The sequence below is a fragment of the Spiroplasma endosymbiont of Sarcophaga carnaria genome (assembly GCF_964019595.1).
GTDB lineage: Bacteria > Bacillota_I > Bacilli_A > Mycoplasmatales > Mycoplasmataceae > Spiroplasma > Spiroplasma poulsonii.
Window position 1 is genome coordinate 264,228 of record NZ_OZ026456.1, and the last position, 22,596, is coordinate 286,823.

A 22,596-nucleotide genomic window follows, 5' to 3' on the forward strand; every position below is an offset into this window, starting at 1 on the left:
AAACTTAAAAAAATGGCATCAATCTTCAAATAGTAACCAAAAAGAATATATTTATAGACAAATTAAAAAGTATATTAAACTATGCAATTCTTACCACAATAATGAAATAAAATTAACTGATTTAATTAATAAATATTATATTGGTATGCAACAATTTTATTTAATTCGTGATAAAGTAAAAAAAGTAATTAATAACGATTGAAACTTTTCTTTATTTGAAAAGAAATCAACTCGCCCAAAAAGAATTCAATATAAGTATAAAAAAGAATATGGGACTGGAATTTATGAATTTTATTATTTAACCAAAATTGGCCATTTTAAATATCAAGACAAAACAGTTAAACATAATATTAAAACATTAATGAATTGAAATAATATTTTTAATGCAAAAACGTCAAAATATAAAAACCCAGCTAAACATCCACGTTATGAAGTTGAAAAATTAGGAAAAATCCAACATGATATCAAAGTCTTAACCAAAGATTTAACTGGATTAGATCGTAATTATTATGTTTTTGATTTTATTGACGAAAAATCACGTTTTGCAATTGGTTATATCTATGATTCAAAAGGTGTTACTAATGCTATTGGTGCTACTAGAAAAGCGATTCAACGTTTTGCTGACATAGGCATTAAAGTAACCCGAATTCGTACTGATAACGGAACTGAATATATTTCTAATTTACATAAACATCCAACAAGAAAAATAAGTGAATTTACAGAATTTTTAAATAAAAAAGGATAGTACATCAAACTACCCCTATTCGAACTCCCGAAGCAAACGGGAAAATTGAAAGATTTCATCAGAATTGAAATAAATTTTTTTATCAAGTTAAGTCAAAATGTTCCGGACTTAAAGATTTACGAAAATTTGCAGAAACCTTTCTTAATTATTATAACAATGTTCGCCCACATAAATCATTAAAATTAAAAACTCCTATACAGTTGGTCTGTAACCAAGTTAGTTGTTTAAAAATATTTGGAGCTCAGTATTCTGAGCAAATTCCACCTGTTACATTATCTAATCTTTTTGTTGTTGAATCTACTAAATAGATTAAAATTGTACAACGTGGCCCTGGTGGCAATGGATCTACTAAATTATATGATTTCACATCTGTCTTTAAAACTTTATATAATGGATCACTATTTATTCAATCTGGTGGCATAATTATTAATCATTTATCGTCTTCATTGTTATTACATGCCACAACTGAAAAAGAAACTGTACTAGCTAAACTTACTGCTCCTAGTAATGATAAAATTTTTTTCATACCGCAATTTCCTCCTTTACCTAAATTATAAAGAAAAAGTTGGAATAATCCAACTAAAATTTCTTTTTCATTTTCATTGCTTTTTCGTGTTGTTCACGATCATACAACTGTGATTTAATTTCATTTTGCTTATTAAGTAGACTGGTTTTATCATCATCTGGAATTAATCCTTGTAAACCATTAGCGCGTGAAATTTGATCACCATATTGTAATAATTCCTCAGTTTTTAATCGTCTTCGCAATTCTGCATCACGAATATTAGCAATGTATGATAAAACTAAAAATGCAAATAACATTGCTAAGAGCATAATTAAGCAAATAAATAAAGCAATTGCCCACCCGGGTAGTATTTGACTCAGTTTTGGAATTCCATAGAAAATTCCTTCAGCAACTCCTAATCCTGTTATTCCCGATACTCCGGTAATAGTATAATTTCTAATTTTACGCTTTTTATTTTTGATCATTTTAAATTCCTCCTGGTACATATAGATGCACTATTTTTCTTGATTTGTCAATGAATTTAATTTTCTTTCATTTCATAAATCTTCTTTTTGTTTAATTTTCTTATTGAACATTGTTCAAATTGGTATTGTAATCAAATAAGCAGGTAACCGATAAAGATGTTGAAAACCTTTACCAATATATAATTTTCTAGTTAATGGATTATTAGTTACTTTACAGATTCCTCAAATTCCTAAATATTCCACCGGGTAACCACCCCATTCTCCAAATTTTAAAGTAATAAAATTATGAGTATCATAAATTGGAGATAAACCCTCTCCAAATCATTTGTATTGGCTAGCCACTAATAAAATTGAGAAAATTGATAAATATGGAATATGGCCAAAATAACGAAACATTGCTTGACGTTTAATTTTTAACTCACAAATTTCTTTTGATAACTGCAACTCATTTGTTAGTTCTTTTTGTCGATTATCTCTTTCATCAAGATATTTATTTTTTCACTGCCCTACATTAAATAATTTCTTCAAGCCATCAAAAATGGGTTTTGGATTTAAACTTTCAAATAAATTAAATTTTGTATCTGCCATTATGAGTCATCTCCTTCATTTTTTTTGTAATATTTATAGTAAGGATGTAACCCTAATGTTTTCATTCGATGCTCATCTTTTTGCTGTATAAAAAAAATCCATCAACAATAGGTTTAATTTCGCTAATTTGGTCTTCTAATGGCTTAATATCAGATAATTTAGCATTTTCTCTCTTTAATCGTTTGCTTTCCTCTTCTGCTAATTCTAGTTCATGTTGTTTTTCTCAATAGGGAATTGTAAAATTAATTTTCTGATTTGAAATAGGTTTATCAAATGTTATTGGCAATGGTATTCCTTGACCATTATATTCATATACACTAAATTCTGAAATTTGACCTGATAAATTTTTACTATCAGTCATTTGGCTTTTTGTAACATCAAAAGTACAGTTATTTCCCCTTAAACTTATGATACCTTCTCTTGCAATTGCACCATCAATTGGAAAACTAATACTAACTCAAGATGTTTTAATTGAAATAACGCCAGCTTGAGTTGAAGATACATTAGTCTCTGACGATAAAAAAATGTCTTGACTAGTTTTTACTCCTGGTGAAACTTCTTGATAATTTGGTTTAACAAAATTTCAAAAATATAATTCTTTATTATTTATTATTCCAAAAGCAACAATTAAATACTTTTTATTTATATCTAATAAACTACCTTTTGTCTTAAAAAAATCAGTAACATCTTTATAAAGATTATTCTTTAGTAAATCAAATTTATCATTTGTCGAATTAATAGCATTTGTTAAATTATCTTTTTGATCTGTCGTTAATTGAGTAATATCACCAATATTACTTTTGTTATTTGTAATATCAGTTGTATTTTTGGCGATATCAGTTTTTGCTTGCATTACATCATTTTCAACACCATATCCTCAAACACGTCCAATTGCATTTACTAAATCACTATCAGAAGTTGACTGAACAACCATAGCATCTTTAACTTCACCCAAAATGTTATGATTTAAAATTGCACGTTTTTTACCTTCGGGAGTTGTGACAACGGCATTTGCTGGATAACGACTAATTTCTAAAATTTCATCAAATTGACCTAGTTTTTCAATAGGTCCAACTGGTTGACCTTCATCATCAGTTGCTTGCTGATATAAAATTTGATCAGCAATATTTTGCTTTTGGTTAATTTCGGATGTTAATTCAGTTTCTATTTTAACAATTAAATCACGGTTTTTTGTTGTTTCAATTTCAGCAAAACTATGTTCTTCTTGAATTGTATTATCTATTTCCAATAAGAAAGCATCAATTTCTTGTTTGTCATAAAACTGTTTCGGGTCTAATAATGGTGTCTCATTCTTTTTTGCTAAATAAGTTGAATATAGATGCTCTAGACCGGTTGCTCGTCAAGCTCTTCATGCAAAATCACCCAATAAACCATCAATTGTTAATTTAGGAGTTTTAACTGTTGAATCAGTTCGACTACCATTGCTAATTGATATATTAACACGATCATCTTCGACAACAACATAATCGTTAACGGGTAAATAATCCATTGCCCGGTAAGTAAAACGTTTTAAATGTTCCTGTGTAATTGCTGGTAAATCACGTGAATTAAATCAATTAGGATTATCAATCATATTACCAATTTTCTCATTGGCCATTTGTTGTGCGGTAATCATTTGCGCGTTAAAAAATTCCTCTGGAGTCGCATATCCTAAAGATTTTTGATATGACGTTAATTTAGAAAATTGACCTACCGTACTTCTCCAATTATTAAAATAATCATTATATGAAGTTATTTCTAACAATTGATTAAGTTCCATAATTATATCCCCCTAATATATTGTCGATTTAGATGTGAACCTACTTTTGATGATAAGATTTTAACAACTTGACCATTTTTATATTGATGATTAATAATTAAATTCTTAATTACTGGTGTAAAAAATTTTAAACTGGGGATTGCTCCTAATAAAAAATTAAAATTAGTATTAAAAATTTTTTTATACATTTTATTAACTTGATTTTCACCCCAGTTGTTAACATTGAAATTTTTTGCAACATGATACAACGATTTAATTGAATTGAAAAAATTAATATTTTGTTGAAAAATTGAAGCAATTTTTGGACTTAAAAAAGATAATAATTGAAACTCATTTTGTGAATAACCAAATCCTAATTGTCAATTTTCACGATAAAAAGTGTTTTGATGTTGTGAAACAGCGAATTGTTCAACTTCAAGTAAAGTTGTGTAAGCTCTAATTGGACGATATTTTGAAACAATGCCTGTTTTTTTAGAAATATAATCTTTTTTATGAATTTCAATAATTCCTTCTCCACTAATTCCTAAAGGTTCAAACTTAAAACCTAATAAAAATGAATCAGGCTGATATGAAATTAATGATTGATACAATAATTTTTTTGGATCAACTTTAAAAATTTTTGTAATGGTCTGTGAAACTTTTTCAGATAATTGGGTTATTTTTTTCTTAATTGGTTCAAAAACAGTATTTAAAGCTTTTTCAATTCAATAAAATGGATTTGCTTTTTTAATTGATGAATTAACTTTTCCCTTAACTTTAATAAATCTTTTATAAAGCTGATTTCAAAATTGATTTTCTAATCGATATTGATTAATCTTCATCAAGGTAGTATTTCCAATTTTTGTTTTAGTAGCTAAGTCGGTAATGATTGCAATCGAATCATAATAATTCATTCTAACAAAATCTTTTAATGAAATACCTGCCGACTTTTGTAAATAACTATCATATTTTTTAAGATCTAAATTAGTATATTTTGGAATTAAGCTAGGATTTAATTTATAAATCGTTTTTTGAAGTGCCAATAAATCGCGAATTGAATCAGCAGAAAGATTTTTTAACTGTTTTCGTAATTCAGCATCAGCAATGCTAGCGATTGTTTGCAGTAATTGTTCATCTGTTACAGTTTTATTAAAACGAATTACAACTTTATTTTTAGTAATAATTTCGGATAAAGCAACTTTATTTCTAATTTGCATAAAGTTTTTAACTTTAGCACTAATCCCCAATTGCTTGAAAATTCATTGTTCATTAGCAATTTTAATAATTTTTTGAGCTTTTAAACCTCGTCCTAATTTACCAAAATCATTAAATGAAAAAGCCAAATTTAATAACGTATTTTTTAAACTCACATTGTTATTGATAACATCATTTGTTTCCATTACTAAAAAATTCGTAACTCCACTAATAAAAACTTTTCCTGTTGTAATAAACAACTGAGATGCACCTAAACCCTCAATTATTCCTGCCCCAATTCCAGCAGTTAAAAACCCTAAAACTGTTGCTAATACTTGTAGACCAATCATCGCTAATAATAGTTCTCAAAATGATTTTGCTTTTTGAGGCGTTTGATAAACAATCCGTTTTTTATACGTTATTAAGTTTTGATCTAAAATCTTACGAGGCATTTTTAGTGTCTAAAAACTTAAATGCTTCTTCTTTAGTTTTATATACATCATCTAATTTATTTGCATCATTAATTTTTTTAACATATTCACTACGTTCTTTAGTGTAAGGGACACCATCATAAGCTTCAAGAACTAAATATAAGGCTAATCTTTTTGCATTTTCTAATTGTTCAACATTTTCAATACTTCTTGTTACTCTTGTTGATGATGGTGGCACATAATCAGGGTCTGGATATGAAAATCAAAATTTATTTTGAACAACTTCACCATAATAAAATTCATTATTGGCAATAAATAACTGACCCAAATATCTTCCTTGAGTATACTGTCCCGCTTGTAGTGGCACATCAATAGCAAGAACTCATGCCATTGCTTGTGGTGCAATTGGTACCATTAAATGACCATACTGTTTAATTGGAGCCTCAACAAAATTAAATCCTAATGCGGAAGTAATTGTTGCCAAAGTTCCTTCAATTGTTGCTTTTGAATATTGAATTTTAGCATTAATCATTGCACTTACGACTTCAGGATCAATAAAAATAATACAATCTTCTAAATGAATATCATTTTCTAAAACAAATGCTTGTAAACGTTTTAATTCAGTTACAAAATTATCTTTTGTAATTTTAATTGGACTTGTAATTTTATTTGCTACGTTTGTGCATAAAACTTTAATAATATATTTATCTAAAATTTTAGCTTTTTGTGAATCAGTAATTGTTAATTTATTAGCTGGTCAATTTGATGCCAATTTATCTTGATTAGCAATTCGATTATAAACAGTAAAATTTTGATCTAATTGTACTTTTTTAAAGTCTTCTGTAACATAAGTTTCCGTAAAACCTAAATTAGGATCTCAATCTTTTTGTGTTATTGATTCATTTATAATTGGTAAGTAAACTTCGGCTTTTCATCCACCACCATCTTGTTGCAACTCATTAGGGAATAAAACAGAATATTTAGATCTTCCATATAAATTACTTAATTTAAAATTATCCTTAAAATAAGTTTGAATATTATTTAATGTAATTGCCATTATTCACTACCTCCCACTATTTTGAATGATTGTAAATCAATTCCCATTGAAGAATTTGATTCTTGATTATTATTAACATTTAAGTTATCAGACTGTTTATTTTCTTGAGTAAATCCTAAACCTTGATTTCCTTTAATTCCTTGTTGAATTTCTGCAAATTGTTTTTCAAGAACTGCAAGACTATCTTCTTTTTCAGTTTTCGTTTTAGTAGTTTGATCTTCTAATTGTTTAGTGGGTATTTCTTTAGCTTTTTCTTCTGCTAATTTTTCACCTTGTTCATTAACTTGTTTTTTTATTTCATCTGCCATTAAAGAGTCTAAATCAACTTCTTCAATTTCAAATTATTTTTTATCATTTAAAATTGGATTACCTTTATCATCTAATTTTAATTTTTTAATTATATTGGCCATAATAATTCCTCCTGGTACATATAGATGCACTATTTTTCTTAATTTGTCAAGGTTTACTTATTTTTTATGATATGCACGATCCAACCTACCTACTTTATCAATTTCAATTAAATTATTAATAACTAACAAATTATTTTTATAATATCGACTAAAAATATTAGTTAAAGAGCCTTTAATGTGAATTACATCATTAACTTCAAATTTCTTTAACTGAGTTATATTTTTTGAAATAGTTTCTTTAATTCAGCCATAACTGGAACCTCAACGAATTTGCATACTCATCACATCAACTTCAACACCATTAATTTTTTCTTTTAATAAATCTTTTTTATAAACTGCAACAATGCCATCAAATACTGATAGCAACATCTTATTATCAATTTTTCTTTGTGCCATAATCAATTACCTCCCAATTGTATTTTTCACATTTATATCCAAATTCTTTTTCCCTAAAATGTGCCTCTAAAATTGCTTTTGCATGAATTGAATGCTCATTTTTAGTAGTTCGTTCTTTAAGTTCTTTTTTAATAATTTCCTTGTTTTTATCAGCTGGGTAATGTAATTGCATTTTATTTTGCAATTCATATCTTAAAATTCCAATTAACTCACGGGTTGCACGCACCTCACGCATTTTTTCAGGACCCATGTGCAAATTCTCAACTACTACCACATTTAAAGATAAATCATGATGTTTATTTTTAAAATTATTGATAATAGTTAAAATTTCATTTGCTGAATCCGTTGGATTACTGCACCTTACTTGGACATATTTATAGTGGGGAAATCGTGTTCCAATTGTCTTAATAAAAATACCAGTAGTTCCAATTCCAGCTGGATCTATCCCAACTGAGAAACTAGGAAAATAACTTTGTTGTTTCATAAAAACCTCCATATCAATATTCGTGACTTTTATGTGTACCTTTCTGTGATTTCTTTTGTATATTTTATGTGAACAAGAATATCATAATATTTTGCCAAAGCAAAAATAACAATTTACGCAAAAATAGTCTATTGTGTTATAATTTACACATAGACGTATGTTTCTATTAAATTCCCTCTCCTATCATTAATCTCATAAAATATTGTCGTCATTATCAAAAACAATGGTTGGAGGATCATTATTACTGTCAGGGTTATCATTAATTTTATATTATGCACCACGGTAGGTTACAGGTTGGTTTGATAATTTTTTTTCTTGCACTTCAGCAAGTTTTTTTATTCTTTCATTATTTTCGATACGCTTATTAATTCATTCTTGATTGTTATTTCATATTTTTGTTAATTGATTATTAGCCTCAATTTGTGTTTTATGATCATATTGTTCTAATTCAATTAAATCAACAAAAATATTAAATCCTTTTTTCTTAATACTTGGAATTCCATGTGCAGCTTCTCTATTTGTTCGAGTATAATAAATAAATTGTGGAACAATTCCAACTATTAAAAAATCATCTTTAAATTTATCCTTATGAACAAAAGAACCAGGAAAAATAATTCAACGCTCAGGAGTTTTAACAATGTAACTAATTATTTTTTGGCCACAATTATTATATTTTTGCATAGAACTTTTATGAATTCGATAATTAGATATATTTTTATTTTTATCTTTTTGCTTGTAAGGTTTATAAATTTCTTTAGTTTCAGAATTAGTGCTAAACTCTTTTATAAAATCAAAGTCTTTAGCAAAATTCCTACTTCGATCATATCAACCAGATTCACAAATTTTTATGTTTTCCATTGTAGCTAACCCCTTTCTAATTAAAAATAATTAATTTTTCAACAGTTATGTTGCACTTTTTTTAAATTTAATATGTGGAATATCTGCTGCTCACTTAACAGCATATTGATGTATTTTTTTAATTTCTTTTAGTTGTTTTATTTTTTTTCATAGTTTCTTCATAATTTTTTCCTAGCTTTTTTATTTTAGTAAATTTATAATTCAATAATTGTTTGTAATTTATTTTTTTCTCCTTTTAATTTAATTGATATAAAGTCTTTAACTACTTCAGGTTCAATTCAATGTCCTGTAGAATTAAAATAATCTTCAGTAATTCATGCAATTCAATCTCAATCGTCATTGCCTATAACATATAGGAATAAATATTTCTCTGAGTTAGGTAATTTTTTAACTATATATCCATTTTTATATTTATAATTAAATTCTTTTATTGTCATTATTTTATATTCTCATTTTGAATTTCTTTATTTCAAGGTAATTCACTAATTTTACCTTTTGCATTAATACAATGTTGACAAGTTAAAAGTTCTTGTTTTCCTACTATTTGTGCATTGATAAAATTATTAAAATGTTCCATCATTGATTTACCTTTTTCATAATCATCTAAACTTAATTTTTTACATAATTCAATAAATTCATCACAAACATCTTTATATGTTTTATTGCTTAAACTTTCTTGTAAATATATTTGTTGCTCTTGGCTTATTTGTATAACTGTTTTTGCCATTATTAGTATCCTCCCTTACAAAATAAACATAAATCGCTATCAATCGTATTTACTGGACATTGACATTTTTTACAATATTTTGCCATTATCAATTGCCTCTTTTAATTCTTCATAAACAATTTTTAATGTCTCATGTGCCATTTTGTTAGGTCATTTTTTAAAATCATCACCACATATTTGTTTTACTTGTTCTATTTGTTTAATAATACTGTTAATTTTTTCCATACCACATTTCTCCTTCTTAAACGTAAAAAACCGCTTTTACGCGGTATTATGCTAAATTCTTAAATGTGTATGGTACCTTACAACCGTTCCCCATATGATGATAGCTGGCCATAAATCCCACTCTTTGTTTTTAAAACTAAAATAAAATCACACACTAAAAAAATAAAAATTAGCATAATACCAATAATTCGGTAAATAAATAACTTGCGATCGGTAAAATATTTTTTCATTTATCAAAAAGAACCTTTCTAATTAATAGTTAATAAGAAAATGGTTTAATATTTATTTTGGTTGGCGCGTTACAGTGATACTAATAACTGGTAACGATCGATAGCTAACTTGGGCTTGGTCAAACATTCGTTTGGCTGCTTTGTTATCATCAATACCAACATATTTATCATCATCATAAATGACTTCTTTAATTCCAACTTGAATGATAATTTTAGCACATTCAGCACAAGGAAATAAGGTTGTATAAATCCGACAATTTTCTAAGTTAGTATGAGCACTTAAAATGGCATTTAATTCCGCATGCGCAACATAAGGATATTTTGTTTCTAAATATTCTCCTTCCCGTGCTCAGGGAAATTCATTATCATTTAAACCACGTGGTAAGCCATTATAACCAGTGGCAATAATTTGACCAATTTGATTAACAACACAACTACCAACTTGCGTGTGCGGGTCCTTACTACGCATCGCACAAACATGCGCCACACTTAAGAAAAAGTCATCTCACGATAAGTAATCAGTCCGTTTTTGTGCTGTTAACGGTGTCATAAAACCATTCCAAACATATTGATAATATCCTTTGTTGTTTGCTGATTAGATGTTAAGAAATTTGGTCAATTATTTTTTGGATAGAAATAATAATTACCCAACATATTTTCAATGCTGCCCCGACTGACTAAACCGGCGCGGTAATAACTTATTAAAGCATCAATAACATCACCATTATATGGTGGCACATAACGTCGTCACGATAAAGTAACAGCAATCACAGCAATCATCACAACAACAACCAAAACAGGATACAACATTGTTCAATTGATGCGATTTGTGCGATTAAACTCTAAACAATAACCAATGGCACTACCCGCGAAAAAACCAACGAAATTAATTAAGTAATATGAATAACCTAAAAATAATGGCATTAATAACAATCACATCACTACAACTAGTGTTCGTTGATTTGCAATTAGCGCTCCTAAATCATCTTTCCCATAATTATAACTAAATAAAGCACCCCATAAGATTGCTAATAAAATTGTTGACCCACCAAAAATTCAATTTGGTAACACTGCGGCTAAAAATAACCCTGCTAATGGCACCCCAAAAATTAAAATAATTGCTAACCATCATCGTCCTAATAATGCTTCAGAATAACGAGCGACACTAAAAATCATAAATAAGTTGAAAACAACCAAAAATGGATTACCAGAAAATAGAATATAAGTTCATAATCTTCACCATTGATTACTTCAAATTAATAAATCACGGGTAATACCCCCGTAAACAAGGGCCGTGGCATTGGTACTTAAGTCTTTCGTGTTAAAAATTTGCGCTCCAAAAAAGATCCCAACAATTGGAATAATTAATAATAACGCAATTAAAACTCATGTCACCCCTAAATTATTAACACTTAACTTATCACTTAATTGTTTTAAGTTTTTTGTTAATTTACTATTTGGATCTTTAATTCCATCTAAGATTTCTTCTGGTGACATCCCCGCCATTGAACTATCATCATTGTTATCTTCTAACATTGTAATTTTTGGATAATAATGACTTAACCGGTCAAGATGATTATGTCTATCAACAAATAAAACAACATCCCCATTATCTTCCTTATAAACTTGCGAACGATTTTCAATTAAAACAACTGACAAAATAGAAAGTTTTACTCGTTGAAATTTTTTATTTAAAAAAGCCTTTAAATCTTGGACCACTTCATCAACACTAACATATTCTTTAAATTCACCACTAAAATCATCAATAATTTTAATTATTTGAAATTCTTTACTATCAACTTTATATAAATAAACATTATTATTACCTCGGGGTTTATTTTTATAAACATTATATTTCTCTTGTTTAAGAAAATAATCAACCAATGATAACTTGTCTTTATCAAAACTCATTGTTTCCTATCCTTTCGTGCGTAATGCTGCTAATTTATTTTCAAATTCCAACGGTAATGCTGCTGATACCGTAATTGGAAGATTTGTAATTGGATGCATAAAAGTTAACTGATAAGCATGCAAATATTGGCCAAATGATTCCTTTTTATCAGCGACCGTCCCATATAGTGGGTCACCAACAACCGGATGATTAATATACTTTAAATGCGCTCGAATTTGATGCGTGCGACCAGTTTCTAACTCACACTCTATATAAGTATAATCATTAAAGCGCTCAATTACAAGAATATTAGTCACTGCTTTTTTAGAATTTTTGGCTGTGACAACCATTTTCTTGCGATCTTGCGGATCGCGACCAATTGGCGCATCAATTTTTGCTCGCGTTTCAACAATATTACCGTGCACCAGGGCTAAATATCGTCGTTGTAATTGCTTTGTTTGAATTTGTTCTTGCAATTGGTGATGAATAAAATCATTTTTAGCAATAATTAATGTTCCTGTTGTTTGCCGATCAATCCGATGGACAATTCCTGGTCGCAATTCACCGCTAACAGTTGATCAATCTTCACTTCGGGCAATTAAAGCATTAACTAAGGTGTCATTTAAATGCCCCGGGGCAGGATGAACAACCAAATTATTTGGTTTATCAATTACCAATAACACATCATCTTCGTACAACACTGTTAATGGCATTGCCATTGGCGTTGGGTTTGTTGTTGATGGCGATGGTAAAGTAACAGTAATTGTATCATTGTTAACTTGGACAAGATAATTTTGGTGCACAAATTGGTCATTAACTTGGACTTGGTTTTGGGTTATTAATTCTTGAATTTTTGTTCGTGAAAAGATCGTTGCTGTTGTGGCAAAATATGCGACTAACACTTTATCAATGCGCCCACTTGTTGATGCAACAAAAGTAATTTTATTCATTATTCACAATACTTTCTTCGCGATTACTTCGCGCACGGTCACGATAAAAGCGCGTAATTTCAATGATAATTGCTAATACTAAAACAACAACCCCAAATGTTACTCAAGTATCAGATAAATTAAAAATACTATATGGTGGAAAGAGAATTCATGCTAAAAAGTCAACAACTCCCCCTTGGTTTCACATACGATCAATTAAGTTACCAAACCCACCACAAGTTATCATAATTAAACCAATCGCTGCTGTTTTACTATTAATATATAAAAACACAATAAAAGCTAATATCGTAATTAGCACCGCACCAATAATTGTTGCCACTAAATTATCAGCATTTGCTCCAAAAGCAATGCCTTTGTTAATAACAAACTTAAAATTAATAAAACCATCAAGAAACTTAACTTCTGGGGCATAAGGATCATGGGATAATAAATGAAAGGCTAATTGCTTTGTAATAATATCTAAAATTAATAAACCAATAAAAATTGGTAAGCAAATTTGGAGCTTAAATTTTCAAATATAATTTCGACTTTTAAAATATTCACCAACATCATGCCAAAATTGCTTTGTACGTTCTCTCATTCTTTCTAACTCCTTTTATTTCATTGCTATTATTATCGCACATTTTTTGCTAATAAAACATTAAAACAACGATCACAAATATCATTATTTTCCGCATTTAAATGTTCGTAAATCATTCAACAACGCTGACATTTAAAGCCATCTTTTTCTTGCGCTGTAATATAACTTGTTTCATATTCAGTTAAATTATTATGCTTAGGGGTAAAAATAATTTCACTAACAATAAAGATTTGATGTAAATCAGCAATTGTTGCTAATTTAGCATAAGCTGGTTTTAAGGCAATCGTTAATTGACATTCTAATGATTTTTTAATTTCTTTCCGTTCACGACGATATTCTAACTCTTTGTTGACATCATCACGTAATTTTAACACTTGTTCTCACTTTGCCACTAGTTCTAAACTAATTGGTTTACTAAAAACAAAATTTTCTTCAAAATGAACAGAACTTTGTTGGTGTGGATACTTAATGAACTTGTGACTTTCTTCAATTGTATGCGGAATAATTGGTTTTAACGCATCACTTAAAATACGATATAAATAATATAACGTTGTTTGGACTGCTCTTCGGCGCGATGAAGTCATTGCTTCAATATATAAAATATCTTTTGTAAAATCTAAATAAAACTTCGATAATGTTGTTGTCACAAAGTTATTGATTAACATATAAACATTATTAAAGTTAAATTCTTCATAGTTGCGATTAACTTTTTGCTGAAATTCACGCGCTAAGTGTAAAACATATCAATCAACTTCTGCTAAATCATCACGAAGATCAGTTGCGGGGTTAAAATCAGTTAAATTAGCTAATAAAAAGCGCAACGTATTACGGATTTTTCGATATGCTTCCGCCACTTGTTTTAAAATATCTGGCCCAATTTTAACATCATCACGATAATCAACTGCAGCTACTCACATTCGTAAAATATCAGCGCCATATTGAGCAGTAATTGCTAACGGCGAAATAACATTTCCTAATGATTTACTCATCTTACGACCTTTTTCATCATTCGCAAACCCATGTGATAAAACAATTTGATATGGCGCATGTCCGGTTGCAACAACAGAATTAATTAAAGAAGAATTAAATCATCCGCGAAATTGGTCAATCCCTTCTAAATAAACACTGACAGGATGTGGTAATTGGTGTGCTTTTGTCACGGCTAAATTACTAACTCCACTATCAAACCACACATCCATAATATCTTGTTCTTTGCGTCATTGTCGCTTTTGATAAGCTGGTGGTAACAATTGATCAGCAGTTCATTCAAACCAAATATCTGTTGTTTTTGCTTGTTGAAATAATTTAATAACATGGTCAATCAATTCTGAATTAAATTGTGGGACATTATTTTCATCATAAAAAGCAATAATTGGCACCCCTCATAACCGTTGTCGTGAAATACATCAATCTTGGCGATTTTCAATCATTGTTTCCATTCGTTTTGCTGCTCACGACGGATTTCATTGTACCTTTTTAATTTCAGCTAACAGTGCTGGTTTCATTTTTTCAATTGATACAAACCATTGGGCAGTGGCACGATAAATAACTGGTTTTTTTGTTCGTCAATCAATTGGATGTTTATGCTTAATAAATTTTAATTTTAGTAAAGCCCCCTCTTGTTCTAACCGTTGACCAATCATTTTATTAGCATTTTCATAAAAAACACCCGTTAATGTTTCATCATTGACTTCTTTCGTATATTTTCCCTCATCATCTAATGGGGCAAAAATTGGAATATTATTGGCACGAGCAATGTGATAATCATCTTCACCAAATCCCGAGGCAGTATGAACAATCCCTGTTCCAGCTTCAGTTGTCACATGATGGCCAAGAAAAACGATACTATCACGATCATATAACGGATGTTTCGTCACAATTCCAACTAAGGCAGTTCCGCTAACTTCTTGTAAAATGTGAACCTCTTCTCATCCAATCGTTGTTTGAATCGCTTCTAATAATGCTTTAGCAACTAAATATTTTACCCCCTGCACTAATACTTCCACATAAACAATTTCTGCGCCAACAGCTAACAACTGGTTCATTGGAATTGTTCATGGTGTTGTTGTTCAAATAACAATTTTTGTTCCGGGACTAATTAGACTATTTCCCGTTGTAACATTAAAAGTAACATAAATTGAAGGCGCTGATAATTCTTCATATTCAATTTCAGCTTCTGCTAACGCTGATTCACTTGATGGTGATCAATAAATTGGCTTTAACTGACGATAAATTAATTGTTTTTGAACCATTGTTTGAAATAATCGTAATTGTTCTAATTCATATTCTAAATCTAAGGTCACGTAACGGTGGTTTGTGAAGTCACTAAATAACCCCAAACGACTAAATTGTTCAATTTGTTTATCAATTTGCTCTAAAGCATATTTTCGACAAATTTGTCGAAAAGCAACGGGCGGTGTTGTTTTACGATCAACCCCACTTTTAACAACGGCTGTTTCAATTGGCAAACCGTGCGTATCTCACCCACAAATTCACGGACTATAGTAACCCTTTTGGTTATAATACCGAACAATAAAATCTTTTAAAATTTTATTTAAGGCATGACCAACATGCAAGTCACCGTTAGCATACGGCGGACCATCATGGAGAATAAATGGTGGCTGATGAGCATTATGGTGATAACGCCCCCTCACAACATTATTACGTAATCATTCCAGTTGAATTTTTGGCTCTTTTTCAGTTAAATTTGCTTTCATCTCAAATAAAGTGTTTGGTGTTAATAAGGTATCTTTATAGTTCATCAAAATCATTCCTTTCTGTCATAAAAAAAGTAAGACTATAAGAGCGCTAATAACACGCGGTACCATCTTACTTTATAAATATCTTGGCAATATTTACCTTTTTTTACAATGTTTGTTTAGTTGTAAAAACAAGGGATAATTATTTGGGTTTTATAATTAGCTCTCATCTTCCTAACCTTGCTGCGATAAAAGGGCCAAATAATTGTGGTTTGTTTTCTTATAAATAAATCTTACACTATTTATCTAATTTTGTTAATAATTTCTTTCTTAATCATTTCCGTAATCCGTTCCCCATCATTAATTGAAAAAGCATAAATTCGTTTATTACGTTCTAAGAACTCATCAATTACTTTTAAGACATTTTGCGGATTATGGCGGTGATCATCAATTGCTTCTAATAATAAGGCAATTTCATCTTTAAACGCATATGAAAAATCAACTGCTTTCATAATAATTCGCCCAGCGTTATGACTAGCAACTTCAAAGGCTTCCCGCGATTTCTCAATGTTATAGCGCGAAATATGCTCTAAATGTTGTAATTCTTGCAACCGTTGGACTAATTGGCGATTATCATATGTTAACTTTTCAATAATTTCATTTTGTTCACGAATAACTGTTCGTAAGTCTCTATCTTGTTCTGCCATAACTTTCCCTACCTTTTATGCAAATTTTGCAATTGTAATTAGATAATGTTGATTTTTGCTCGGAATAATTTCATTAATTTTAAAACGACCATACCGCCTTATTGATATTATAATATCACAAGCAACTTGAAAAGTCTTATTATTTACCACCGAAAAATTAACATAAACATTATCTGCTTCAACATAAGCTTGCCCTTTTTGGCGGGACAAATTACAAATCGCACTAACAATTGCATCTAACCGTAAACTTTTAACTGTTTTAGTAAAAATCGTAAACTGGTGGTCAAGGACAACGGGTGATGGTACTTAGTGTCATATTAGAACATGCTTTTGAATTACCAGTGGTGTATTAGTAAACACTGGTCCAATTTTTGCTAAAACACTTAAAGATATCATAGTCGCAGTAACATATAAATCACCAATTACACGCAAATCTAACTGTAACTGGTTTAAAATGAACCCCGGCACAAGATGATGTTGTAAAATAGTGGGAGTTGGTTGCGGGGTTGTCAGAATAATCGTATTATCCTGGGTACTATTAAAAGTAACCGTCTTCCGAAAGCCATTCACAAATGATTCGTGAATGCTATAATCAGTGATTTTTTCTTGGCGAAGGATTGCCGTTAAAATTGCTAATTGGCGTAAATCAAGAAAACCGGTTGCAACAATTTTTCCTTGGCGTGCTTGGGCACACCAACCCTTAATTTTATTAATTAAATCATAATCTTGCTGGTAATGTTGTAATAATTGAGTTTTATTAAGCATCTTTTCTAATCATAAATTGATAAGTCTTATGTTCTAACTTTTGAACATCCCCATCAAACGCATACATTACCCCGGTCATAAAATCTAACAACCGAATTCGCTCTTCTTTTGATAACTTTTCCAAATGAACAACTAACTGTCCTTTGCTTAATAATAAATCAGCCATTTTCGGAGCATCATTATAACTATCTGCAACAAAACCAGTGCTTATCGTTGAACTAGTTTCATCACTAGTTGCAACGTTCGGCGCTGGTTCTGACGCATCAAAAGTAACCTTTTGAAAAGGAACGGTTGGTGCTTGTGGGGTGTTATCTTCTTTGCGATCGGTTTGGACAATTGGTTCAACAGCAGCAGTGTCATTAAAATCAATTCGTGGTTGAGAATCGTAAATACTTTTAGGTTTTTTCTTAAAAATGCTCATTATTATCAACTACGACGAACAAATGGTGGTAAATCATCATCGTCATCATCATTATCAGCTGATCGATTATTCTCATTGACATGTTCTTTTCACGCATTGATTCGACGGCTGGCATTTGCTGTTTCGCGGCCAGCATTTTCTTGTAAATTATTAAAATAACTTGGGCACTTACGGACAACATCTTGGTCTTCTGGATCCTCATCAGCATTTTCAGGTGGCGCTGTTTTTGATGAAGGTTCTTCATATTCTTCCACTGAAGCACAATAATTATTATCGGGGTTTAAAAAATTTTCATCTTCATCAAACCCTGTGGCAATAACTGTCACAATCATTTCATCATCTAGATGTTCATTAACAGCAGTTCCAAAGATAATATTAATTTCACCACCAATTGCCTGTTTAACAATGTCAACAGCATCATTAGCGTCATTTAAGGTTAATGTGTTTCCACCAGTAACATTAATAATGGCATCTTTTGCCCCACGAATTGATGCTTCTAATAATGGTGAAATAATCGCCTTATTAGCCGCTTCAATTGCTTTGTCTTTTCCAGAACCAATTCCAATTCCAAACAAAGCATTACCTTTACTTTTCATTACCGTTTTAATATCAGCAAAGTCTAAGTTAATTAATGATGGTACCGCAATTAAGTCGGTAATTGTTTGTACTCCCTGACGTAAAATGTTATCCGCCTCTTTGAAGGAATCCTTTAATGGCACGCCCCCAATAACTTCTAATAAGCGGTCATTTGAAATAATAATTAATGAATCAACATATTTACGTAATTCATCGGTTCCTTGAATCGCATAACTGTTCCGAGCACGTCCTTCAAAAGAAAATGGAGTCGTAATAATTCCAACTGTTAATGCACCTTGTTCTTTTGCAATTTTCGCAATAATTGGGGCAGCCCCAGTTCCAGTTCCGCCACCCATTCCAGCAGCAACAAAAACCATATCAGCGCCTTTTAACGCTTCTTTAATTTCTTCTGCTGATTCAATTGCTGCTTGACGGCCAACATCAGGATTAGCACCTGCTCCAAGCCCTTTTGATGTTTCTTTCCCTAATACAATTTTATTTTTTGATTTTGAAACACTAATAATTTGGGCATCAGTATTTGCAACAATAAATTCAACCCCTTGGACACCAGCTTCAATCATTCTATTAACAGCATTATTACCAGCTCCACCAATGCCAATGACCTTTATTGACGCAACTTGTTCATAATTATCAAAATTGTCCATAACCTTAACTCCTCCATTTTTATATATATATTGTACTATTTATTTGATATTTTGGTAATATTTTTGATGATATTGTTGTGAACTATTAAAATGTTGTTGATTAAGATTCACGACCCCTTGTGGTGTTCCACCAGAACCACCTGGTTGACCATTCTCATTCGGTGGTAACATTCGCTGTTTTTTATCAAGATTATTATTTAGATAACGAATATAGCGATGATCAACTGATTGAACATTTGTTGCGCTAACTTTGTTTGCTAAATGTTGATAGTAGATATTCCCTAAGAGACCGGTCGTTCATGGTTCTTTTGCCCCTAATGTTGGCGCCGTATAAACTGAAATATTACGGTCTTTATTTAAAGCCAATAAGGTTTCTTTAAACCCACTAATTCGTAAAATTTCACCAATAACAACAATTGGATAATGATAGCGCCCTAAGCTATGTGCCAATTTTTCATTTAATGTTTCCATTTCTTCACTTAAAACATGGTTAACAATTCGTTTTAAATCATAATGGGTCAAATTTAATTGTTTTTGTTGTTGATGATCATATTTACTATAAATAATTAAATTATCTTTACTATTATTATTTAAATTAATAATTTTATATAAATACTTTAGTGCTTGCTTATTATCACAGTTTAAGATATGACGTAACCGATTAATAATTTTTTTAACTCCACCCGGAATAATAATTTGGTTAGATAAAGTTTCACGAACAAAGACGTAAGCTTTAATACTGTCATGATCTCAATCAATAATTGTAATCCCATTCTGCAAATCAACTGGTGATGCAAGATTTCACGCAAGACTAAACCCTTCTGGAAGAATACCCATAATTTCTATTTTGGCATATTTTAAAGTAGCAAAAATACTTTGAATAATTTGTTTTTTTGTTACATAAACAATTGCCTTAATACTTACTTTATGCGCCGCCTGCCCGATTGGTGGCGATGATAATGCTTTTTGTTCATTAAGAATGTAACGATATGGTCTAATAAAGAATGCTGTTTCATCATCTAATAATGGTACTTCTTTTGCTAACGTAATTAATGAATCAATATCATTCTTAGTAACCAAACGGTCATGCGTTAAATTTAGCATTTTGGTTGAAGTTTTAATTGTCATATTATTAGCCAGAACTGTAATTGCCACCCGTTCAATTTCAAGTCCCAATTGGCGATTAGCATCTTTAATTAAATTCGCTAATTCTTTTGCAACATTTTTTTCATCAATAATGACTCCATTATCACAAAAACGATATTCAAGATGTCTTTTATAGAGCACTTTAATTTGTGATTCACTATAAACACCAACCATAAAACTAAAACTATAATTTTTAATTTCTAACACAGCATAAACTTCTTTTAATTTATAGTCCATTTCGCTCACCCCCCTTTAATATTTTTTAAGTTGAATATTATTTCACCCGTTCTAATATTCGTAACTTTGCACTAGTACTACGAGGATTAAGTATTTGTTCATCCACCGCTGGGACAATTGCTTTTTTGGTAATAATCCGGTAATTACTTTCAAAATGCGATGCCGTTGGTAATTGTTGATTAATTTCATAGTTTGGATCTTGTGTTAACGTTTGAAAATACTTTTTAACAATGCGATCTTCTAACGAATGAAACGAAATAACAACTAACCGTCCTTTAACAGCTAGAATTTTTGCTGCTTGTTCTAACGATGCTTGTAAAACCGCTAATTCTTGATTTACTTCAATCCGTAGCGCTTGAAAAATGCGTTTTGCGGGATGCTTTGCTTTCTTAAGAACTTTTTGCGGTAAACTTTTTTTAATAATTGTTACTAATTCGAATGTTGTTGCAATTGGTTGTTCAGCACGAGCAATCCCAATATTTTTGGCAATAACTTTTGCAAATGGTTCTTCCCCATACTCTTGAAAAACCTTTGCTAAAGCAGCAATAGAATAAGTGTTGATAACTGTTTTAGCTGTTAATATTTGTTGCTGATTCATCCGCATATCTAACATGCTATCATAGCGATAACTAAAGCCCCGTTTGTCATCATCTAATTGGGGGGATGAAACGCCAAGGTCATATAAAATGCCATTAACCGTTTTAATTTGGCGTAATTGTAACTCAGCCGCTAAATTAACAAAGTTATTTTTAATAATTTCATAGTTATCATAATTACTTTGTTGTAAAACCTGCTGAGAAGCAACAATTGCTTCTTCATCTTGTTCAAAACAATATAACTTTCCAGTGGCTAAATGTTTTAAAATTTCAAGACTATGACCAGCTCGTCCTAAGGTACAATCAACATAAATCCCATTGGGAATGATGTTCAACCCCCTCATTGCTTCTTGCAATAAAACACTTTGATGTTTAAATTCCATCGCTTAAATTTTTTCCTCAAAGTTTTTCGCCGCTTCTTCCATTCCTGGTGCTTGGTCAATATAAGTTTCTCAAACTTGCGGATCTCATAATTCAATGTGATCGTTATTTCCAATAATCACAACATCTTTAGTAATACTTACTTTATTTTGTAAAATGGACAAGATTTTAATTCGTCCAGCATTATCGAAAGTAGTTTCATCCGACATTGACATGATTTTCCGTGTTAATGCCCGCCCTTCGGGTGTGGCTTGACCTGTTGAAGCAACTTTTTCCGTTCACTTCAGTCATTCTGCTTCATTACGAACATCAATACAACCATCAAAACCAAGAGATATAAAGACTTTTTCATCTTTAAATTGCTCTCGCATTTTAGAAGGAATTGTTAATCTTCCTTTATCATCTAAAGTATGGTTGTAAGTTCCTAATAACGCCATTTTATCCCATTCTCCCCCACTTTCCTACATATTATATGATAATATTTCCCACTTTGCAACACTTTTAGTAATTTTTTTACAAAAAACAGTAATTTTTAACAATTAAAACTTTCCGGTTTTTAACCAAGATTAATTGATGCTCCCACTTTTCCCTTTGGTTTAACCAAAACAAAAAAAAGAATCTTTAACAAGATTCTCAGGTTAATGAAATATTAGATTAATCAACTCTAACAACTTCTTTATTCTTATAATATCCACATTCACGACAAACTCTGTGTGGCTTAATTGTTGCCCCACAATTTTTACATACTATTAAAGTTGCCCCAACTAATTTAAAATGGGTACGGCGTTTTCTTTTTGCCTGTTTGGATGTTTTGCGAAATGGTACTGCCATTATTTCCCCTCCTTTGTTGTTTTAACCAATTTCTCGTGTAATTGTTCTCATCGTGAA

Annotated in this window: 28 protein-coding genes and 1 pseudogene; 2 read left to right on the forward strand and 27 right to left on the reverse strand. The window is 30.4% G+C overall.

Annotated features, from left to right (window positions below; genetic code table 4):
* Positions 1–145: 145 nt before the first annotated feature.
* The gene (locus AACK91_RS01715; protein ID WP_338963640.1) at positions 146–745 is read left to right on the forward strand and encodes a DDE-type integrase/transposase/recombinase; all 600 of its coding nucleotides are present in this window, start codon (positions 146–148) and stop codon (positions 743–745) included.
* Between the two features lie 44 nt (positions 746–789).
* Positions 790–879, forward strand: a pseudogene (locus AACK91_RS11555) (hypothetical protein); the annotation flags it as partial.
* A 14-nt stretch (positions 880–893) separates the two neighbouring features.
* On the opposite strand, the gene AACK91_RS01720 reads toward AACK91_RS11555, so the two are convergent.
* The 27 genes from AACK91_RS01720 to rpmF all read right to left on the reverse strand — a co-directional run bounded on the left by AACK91_RS01720 (position 894) and on the right by rpmF (position 22,539).
* Complete coding sequence (locus AACK91_RS01720) at positions 894–1,271, reverse strand: lipoprotein (RefSeq protein ID WP_338963641.1); 378 nt, start codon at positions 1,269–1,271, stop codon at positions 894–896.
* 53 nt (positions 1,272–1,324) lie between these two features.
* Positions 1,325–1,735 (reverse strand): hypothetical protein, encoded by a 411-nt coding sequence (locus AACK91_RS01725; protein WP_338963642.1) that lies wholly within the window; start codon positions 1,733–1,735, stop codon positions 1,325–1,327.
* A 30-nt stretch (positions 1,736–1,765) separates the two neighbouring features.
* A complete protein-coding gene (locus tag AACK91_RS01730; RefSeq protein ID WP_338963643.1) occupies positions 1,766–2,323 on the reverse strand; it encodes a hypothetical protein in 558 nt (185 codons plus the stop codon).
* 52 nt (positions 2,324–2,375) lie between these two features.
* Positions 2,376–4,103, reverse strand: a complete 1,728-nt coding sequence (locus tag AACK91_RS01735) for a hypothetical protein (protein ID WP_338963644.1) — start codon at positions 4,101–4,103, stop codon at positions 2,376–2,378.
* A gap of 2 nt (positions 4,104–4,105) precedes the next feature.
* A complete protein-coding gene (locus tag AACK91_RS01740) occupies positions 4,106–5,728 on the reverse strand; it encodes a hypothetical protein (protein WP_338963645.1) in 1,623 nt (540 codons plus the stop codon).
* Positions 5,718–6,764: a hypothetical protein gene (locus AACK91_RS01745; RefSeq protein ID WP_338963646.1), complete on the reverse strand. Its 1,047-nt coding sequence runs from the start codon at positions 6,762–6,764 to the stop codon at positions 5,718–5,720. Before AACK91_RS01745 ends, AACK91_RS01740 begins: the two co-directional genes overlap by 11 nt.
* Positions 6,764–7,072, reverse strand: a complete 309-nt coding sequence (locus AACK91_RS01750; protein ID WP_338963647.1) for a hypothetical protein — start codon at positions 7,070–7,072, stop codon at positions 6,764–6,766. The genes AACK91_RS01745 and AACK91_RS01750 overlap by 1 nt, the downstream gene beginning before the upstream one ends.
* A 159-nt stretch (positions 7,073–7,231) precedes the next feature.
* Positions 7,232–7,570: a hypothetical protein gene (locus tag AACK91_RS01755; RefSeq protein ID WP_338963648.1), complete on the reverse strand. Its 339-nt coding sequence runs from the start codon at positions 7,568–7,570 to the stop codon at positions 7,232–7,234.
* Positions 7,548–8,054, reverse strand: coding sequence for a hypothetical protein (locus AACK91_RS01760; RefSeq protein ID WP_338963649.1), 507 nt, complete (start codon positions 8,052–8,054; stop codon positions 7,548–7,550). The genes AACK91_RS01755 and AACK91_RS01760 overlap by 23 nt, the downstream gene beginning before the upstream one ends.
* A 270-nt stretch (positions 8,055–8,324) precedes the next feature.
* Entirely contained in the window at positions 8,325–8,912 is a 588-nt protein-coding gene (locus AACK91_RS01765; RefSeq protein ID WP_338963650.1) for a hypothetical protein, read from the reverse strand.
* Positions 8,913–9,106: 194 nt separating this feature from the next.
* Positions 9,107–9,349, reverse strand: a complete 243-nt coding sequence (locus AACK91_RS01770) for a hypothetical protein (RefSeq protein ID WP_127092443.1) — start codon at positions 9,347–9,349, stop codon at positions 9,107–9,109.
* Complete coding sequence (locus tag AACK91_RS01775; protein WP_198049139.1) at positions 9,349–9,639, reverse strand: hypothetical protein; 291 nt, start codon at positions 9,637–9,639, stop codon at positions 9,349–9,351. Before AACK91_RS01775 ends, AACK91_RS01770 begins: the two co-directional genes overlap by 1 nt.
* Before the next feature lie 69 nt (positions 9,640–9,708).
* Complete coding sequence (locus tag AACK91_RS01780) at positions 9,709–9,864, reverse strand: hypothetical protein (RefSeq protein WP_338963651.1); 156 nt, start codon at positions 9,862–9,864, stop codon at positions 9,709–9,711.
* Positions 9,865–10,146: 282 nt separating this feature from the next.
* Positions 10,147–10,644 (reverse strand): dCMP deaminase family protein, encoded by a 498-nt coding sequence (locus AACK91_RS01785; protein ID WP_338963652.1) that lies wholly within the window; start codon positions 10,642–10,644, stop codon positions 10,147–10,149.
* Positions 10,632–12,005, reverse strand: a complete 1,374-nt coding sequence (locus AACK91_RS01790) for a rhomboid family intramembrane serine protease (protein ID WP_338963653.1) — start codon at positions 12,003–12,005, stop codon at positions 10,632–10,634. Before AACK91_RS01790 ends, AACK91_RS01785 begins: the two co-directional genes overlap by 13 nt.
* Before the next feature lie 6 nt (positions 12,006–12,011).
* Positions 12,012–12,935, reverse strand: coding sequence for an RluA family pseudouridine synthase (locus AACK91_RS01795; RefSeq protein ID WP_338963654.1), 924 nt, complete (start codon positions 12,933–12,935; stop codon positions 12,012–12,014).
* Complete coding sequence (lspA, locus tag AACK91_RS01800; RefSeq protein ID WP_338963655.1) at positions 12,928–13,515, reverse strand: signal peptidase II; 588 nt, start codon at positions 13,513–13,515, stop codon at positions 12,928–12,930. The genes AACK91_RS01795 and lspA overlap by 8 nt, the downstream gene beginning before the upstream one ends.
* 32 nt (positions 13,516–13,547) lie before the next feature.
* Positions 13,548–16,277, reverse strand: coding sequence for an isoleucine--tRNA ligase (gene ileS, locus AACK91_RS01805; protein WP_338966557.1), 2,730 nt, complete (start codon positions 16,275–16,277; stop codon positions 13,548–13,550).
* A gap of 239 nt (positions 16,278–16,516) precedes the next feature.
* Positions 16,517–16,921 (reverse strand): hypothetical protein, encoded by a 405-nt coding sequence (locus tag AACK91_RS01810; protein WP_338963656.1) that lies wholly within the window; start codon positions 16,919–16,921, stop codon positions 16,517–16,519.
* Between the two features lie 15 nt (positions 16,922–16,936).
* On the reverse strand, positions 16,937–17,131 hold the full coding sequence (locus tag AACK91_RS01815) for a hypothetical protein (protein WP_338963657.1): 195 nt from the start codon (positions 17,129–17,131) through the stop codon (positions 16,937–16,939).
* Between the two features lie 96 nt (positions 17,132–17,227).
* Positions 17,228–17,686 carry a hypothetical protein gene (locus AACK91_RS01820; RefSeq protein WP_338963658.1) on the reverse strand — a complete coding sequence of 153 codons (459 nt, stop codon included), beginning with the start codon at positions 17,684–17,686 and terminating at the stop codon, positions 17,228–17,230.
* Positions 17,679–18,107 carry a cell division protein SepF gene (locus AACK91_RS01825; RefSeq protein ID WP_338963659.1) on the reverse strand — a complete coding sequence of 143 codons (429 nt, stop codon included), beginning with the start codon at positions 18,105–18,107 and terminating at the stop codon, positions 17,679–17,681. Before AACK91_RS01825 ends, AACK91_RS01820 begins: the two co-directional genes overlap by 8 nt.
* Positions 18,108–18,109: 2 nt before the next feature.
* On the reverse strand, positions 18,110–19,348 hold the full coding sequence (gene ftsZ / locus AACK91_RS01830; RefSeq protein WP_338963660.1) for a cell division protein FtsZ: 1,239 nt from the start codon (positions 19,346–19,348) through the stop codon (positions 18,110–18,112).
* A gap of 39 nt (positions 19,349–19,387) precedes the next feature.
* A complete protein-coding gene (locus tag AACK91_RS01835; RefSeq protein ID WP_338963661.1) occupies positions 19,388–20,731 on the reverse strand; it encodes a cell division protein FtsA in 1,344 nt (447 codons plus the stop codon).
* 37 nt (positions 20,732–20,768) lie between these two features.
* A complete protein-coding gene (rsmH, locus tag AACK91_RS01840; protein WP_338963662.1) occupies positions 20,769–21,710 on the reverse strand; it encodes a 16S rRNA (cytosine(1402)-N(4))-methyltransferase RsmH in 942 nt (313 codons plus the stop codon).
* A 3-nt stretch (positions 21,711–21,713) separates the two neighbouring features.
* On the reverse strand, positions 21,714–22,145 hold the full coding sequence (mraZ, locus tag AACK91_RS01845) for a division/cell wall cluster transcriptional repressor MraZ (RefSeq protein WP_338963663.1): 432 nt from the start codon (positions 22,143–22,145) through the stop codon (positions 21,714–21,716).
* A 217-nt stretch (positions 22,146–22,362) separates the two neighbouring features.
* Positions 22,363–22,539, reverse strand: a complete 177-nt coding sequence (rpmF, locus tag AACK91_RS01850; protein WP_338963664.1) for a 50S ribosomal protein L32 — start codon at positions 22,537–22,539, stop codon at positions 22,363–22,365.
* Positions 22,540–22,596: the final 57 nt, after the last annotated feature.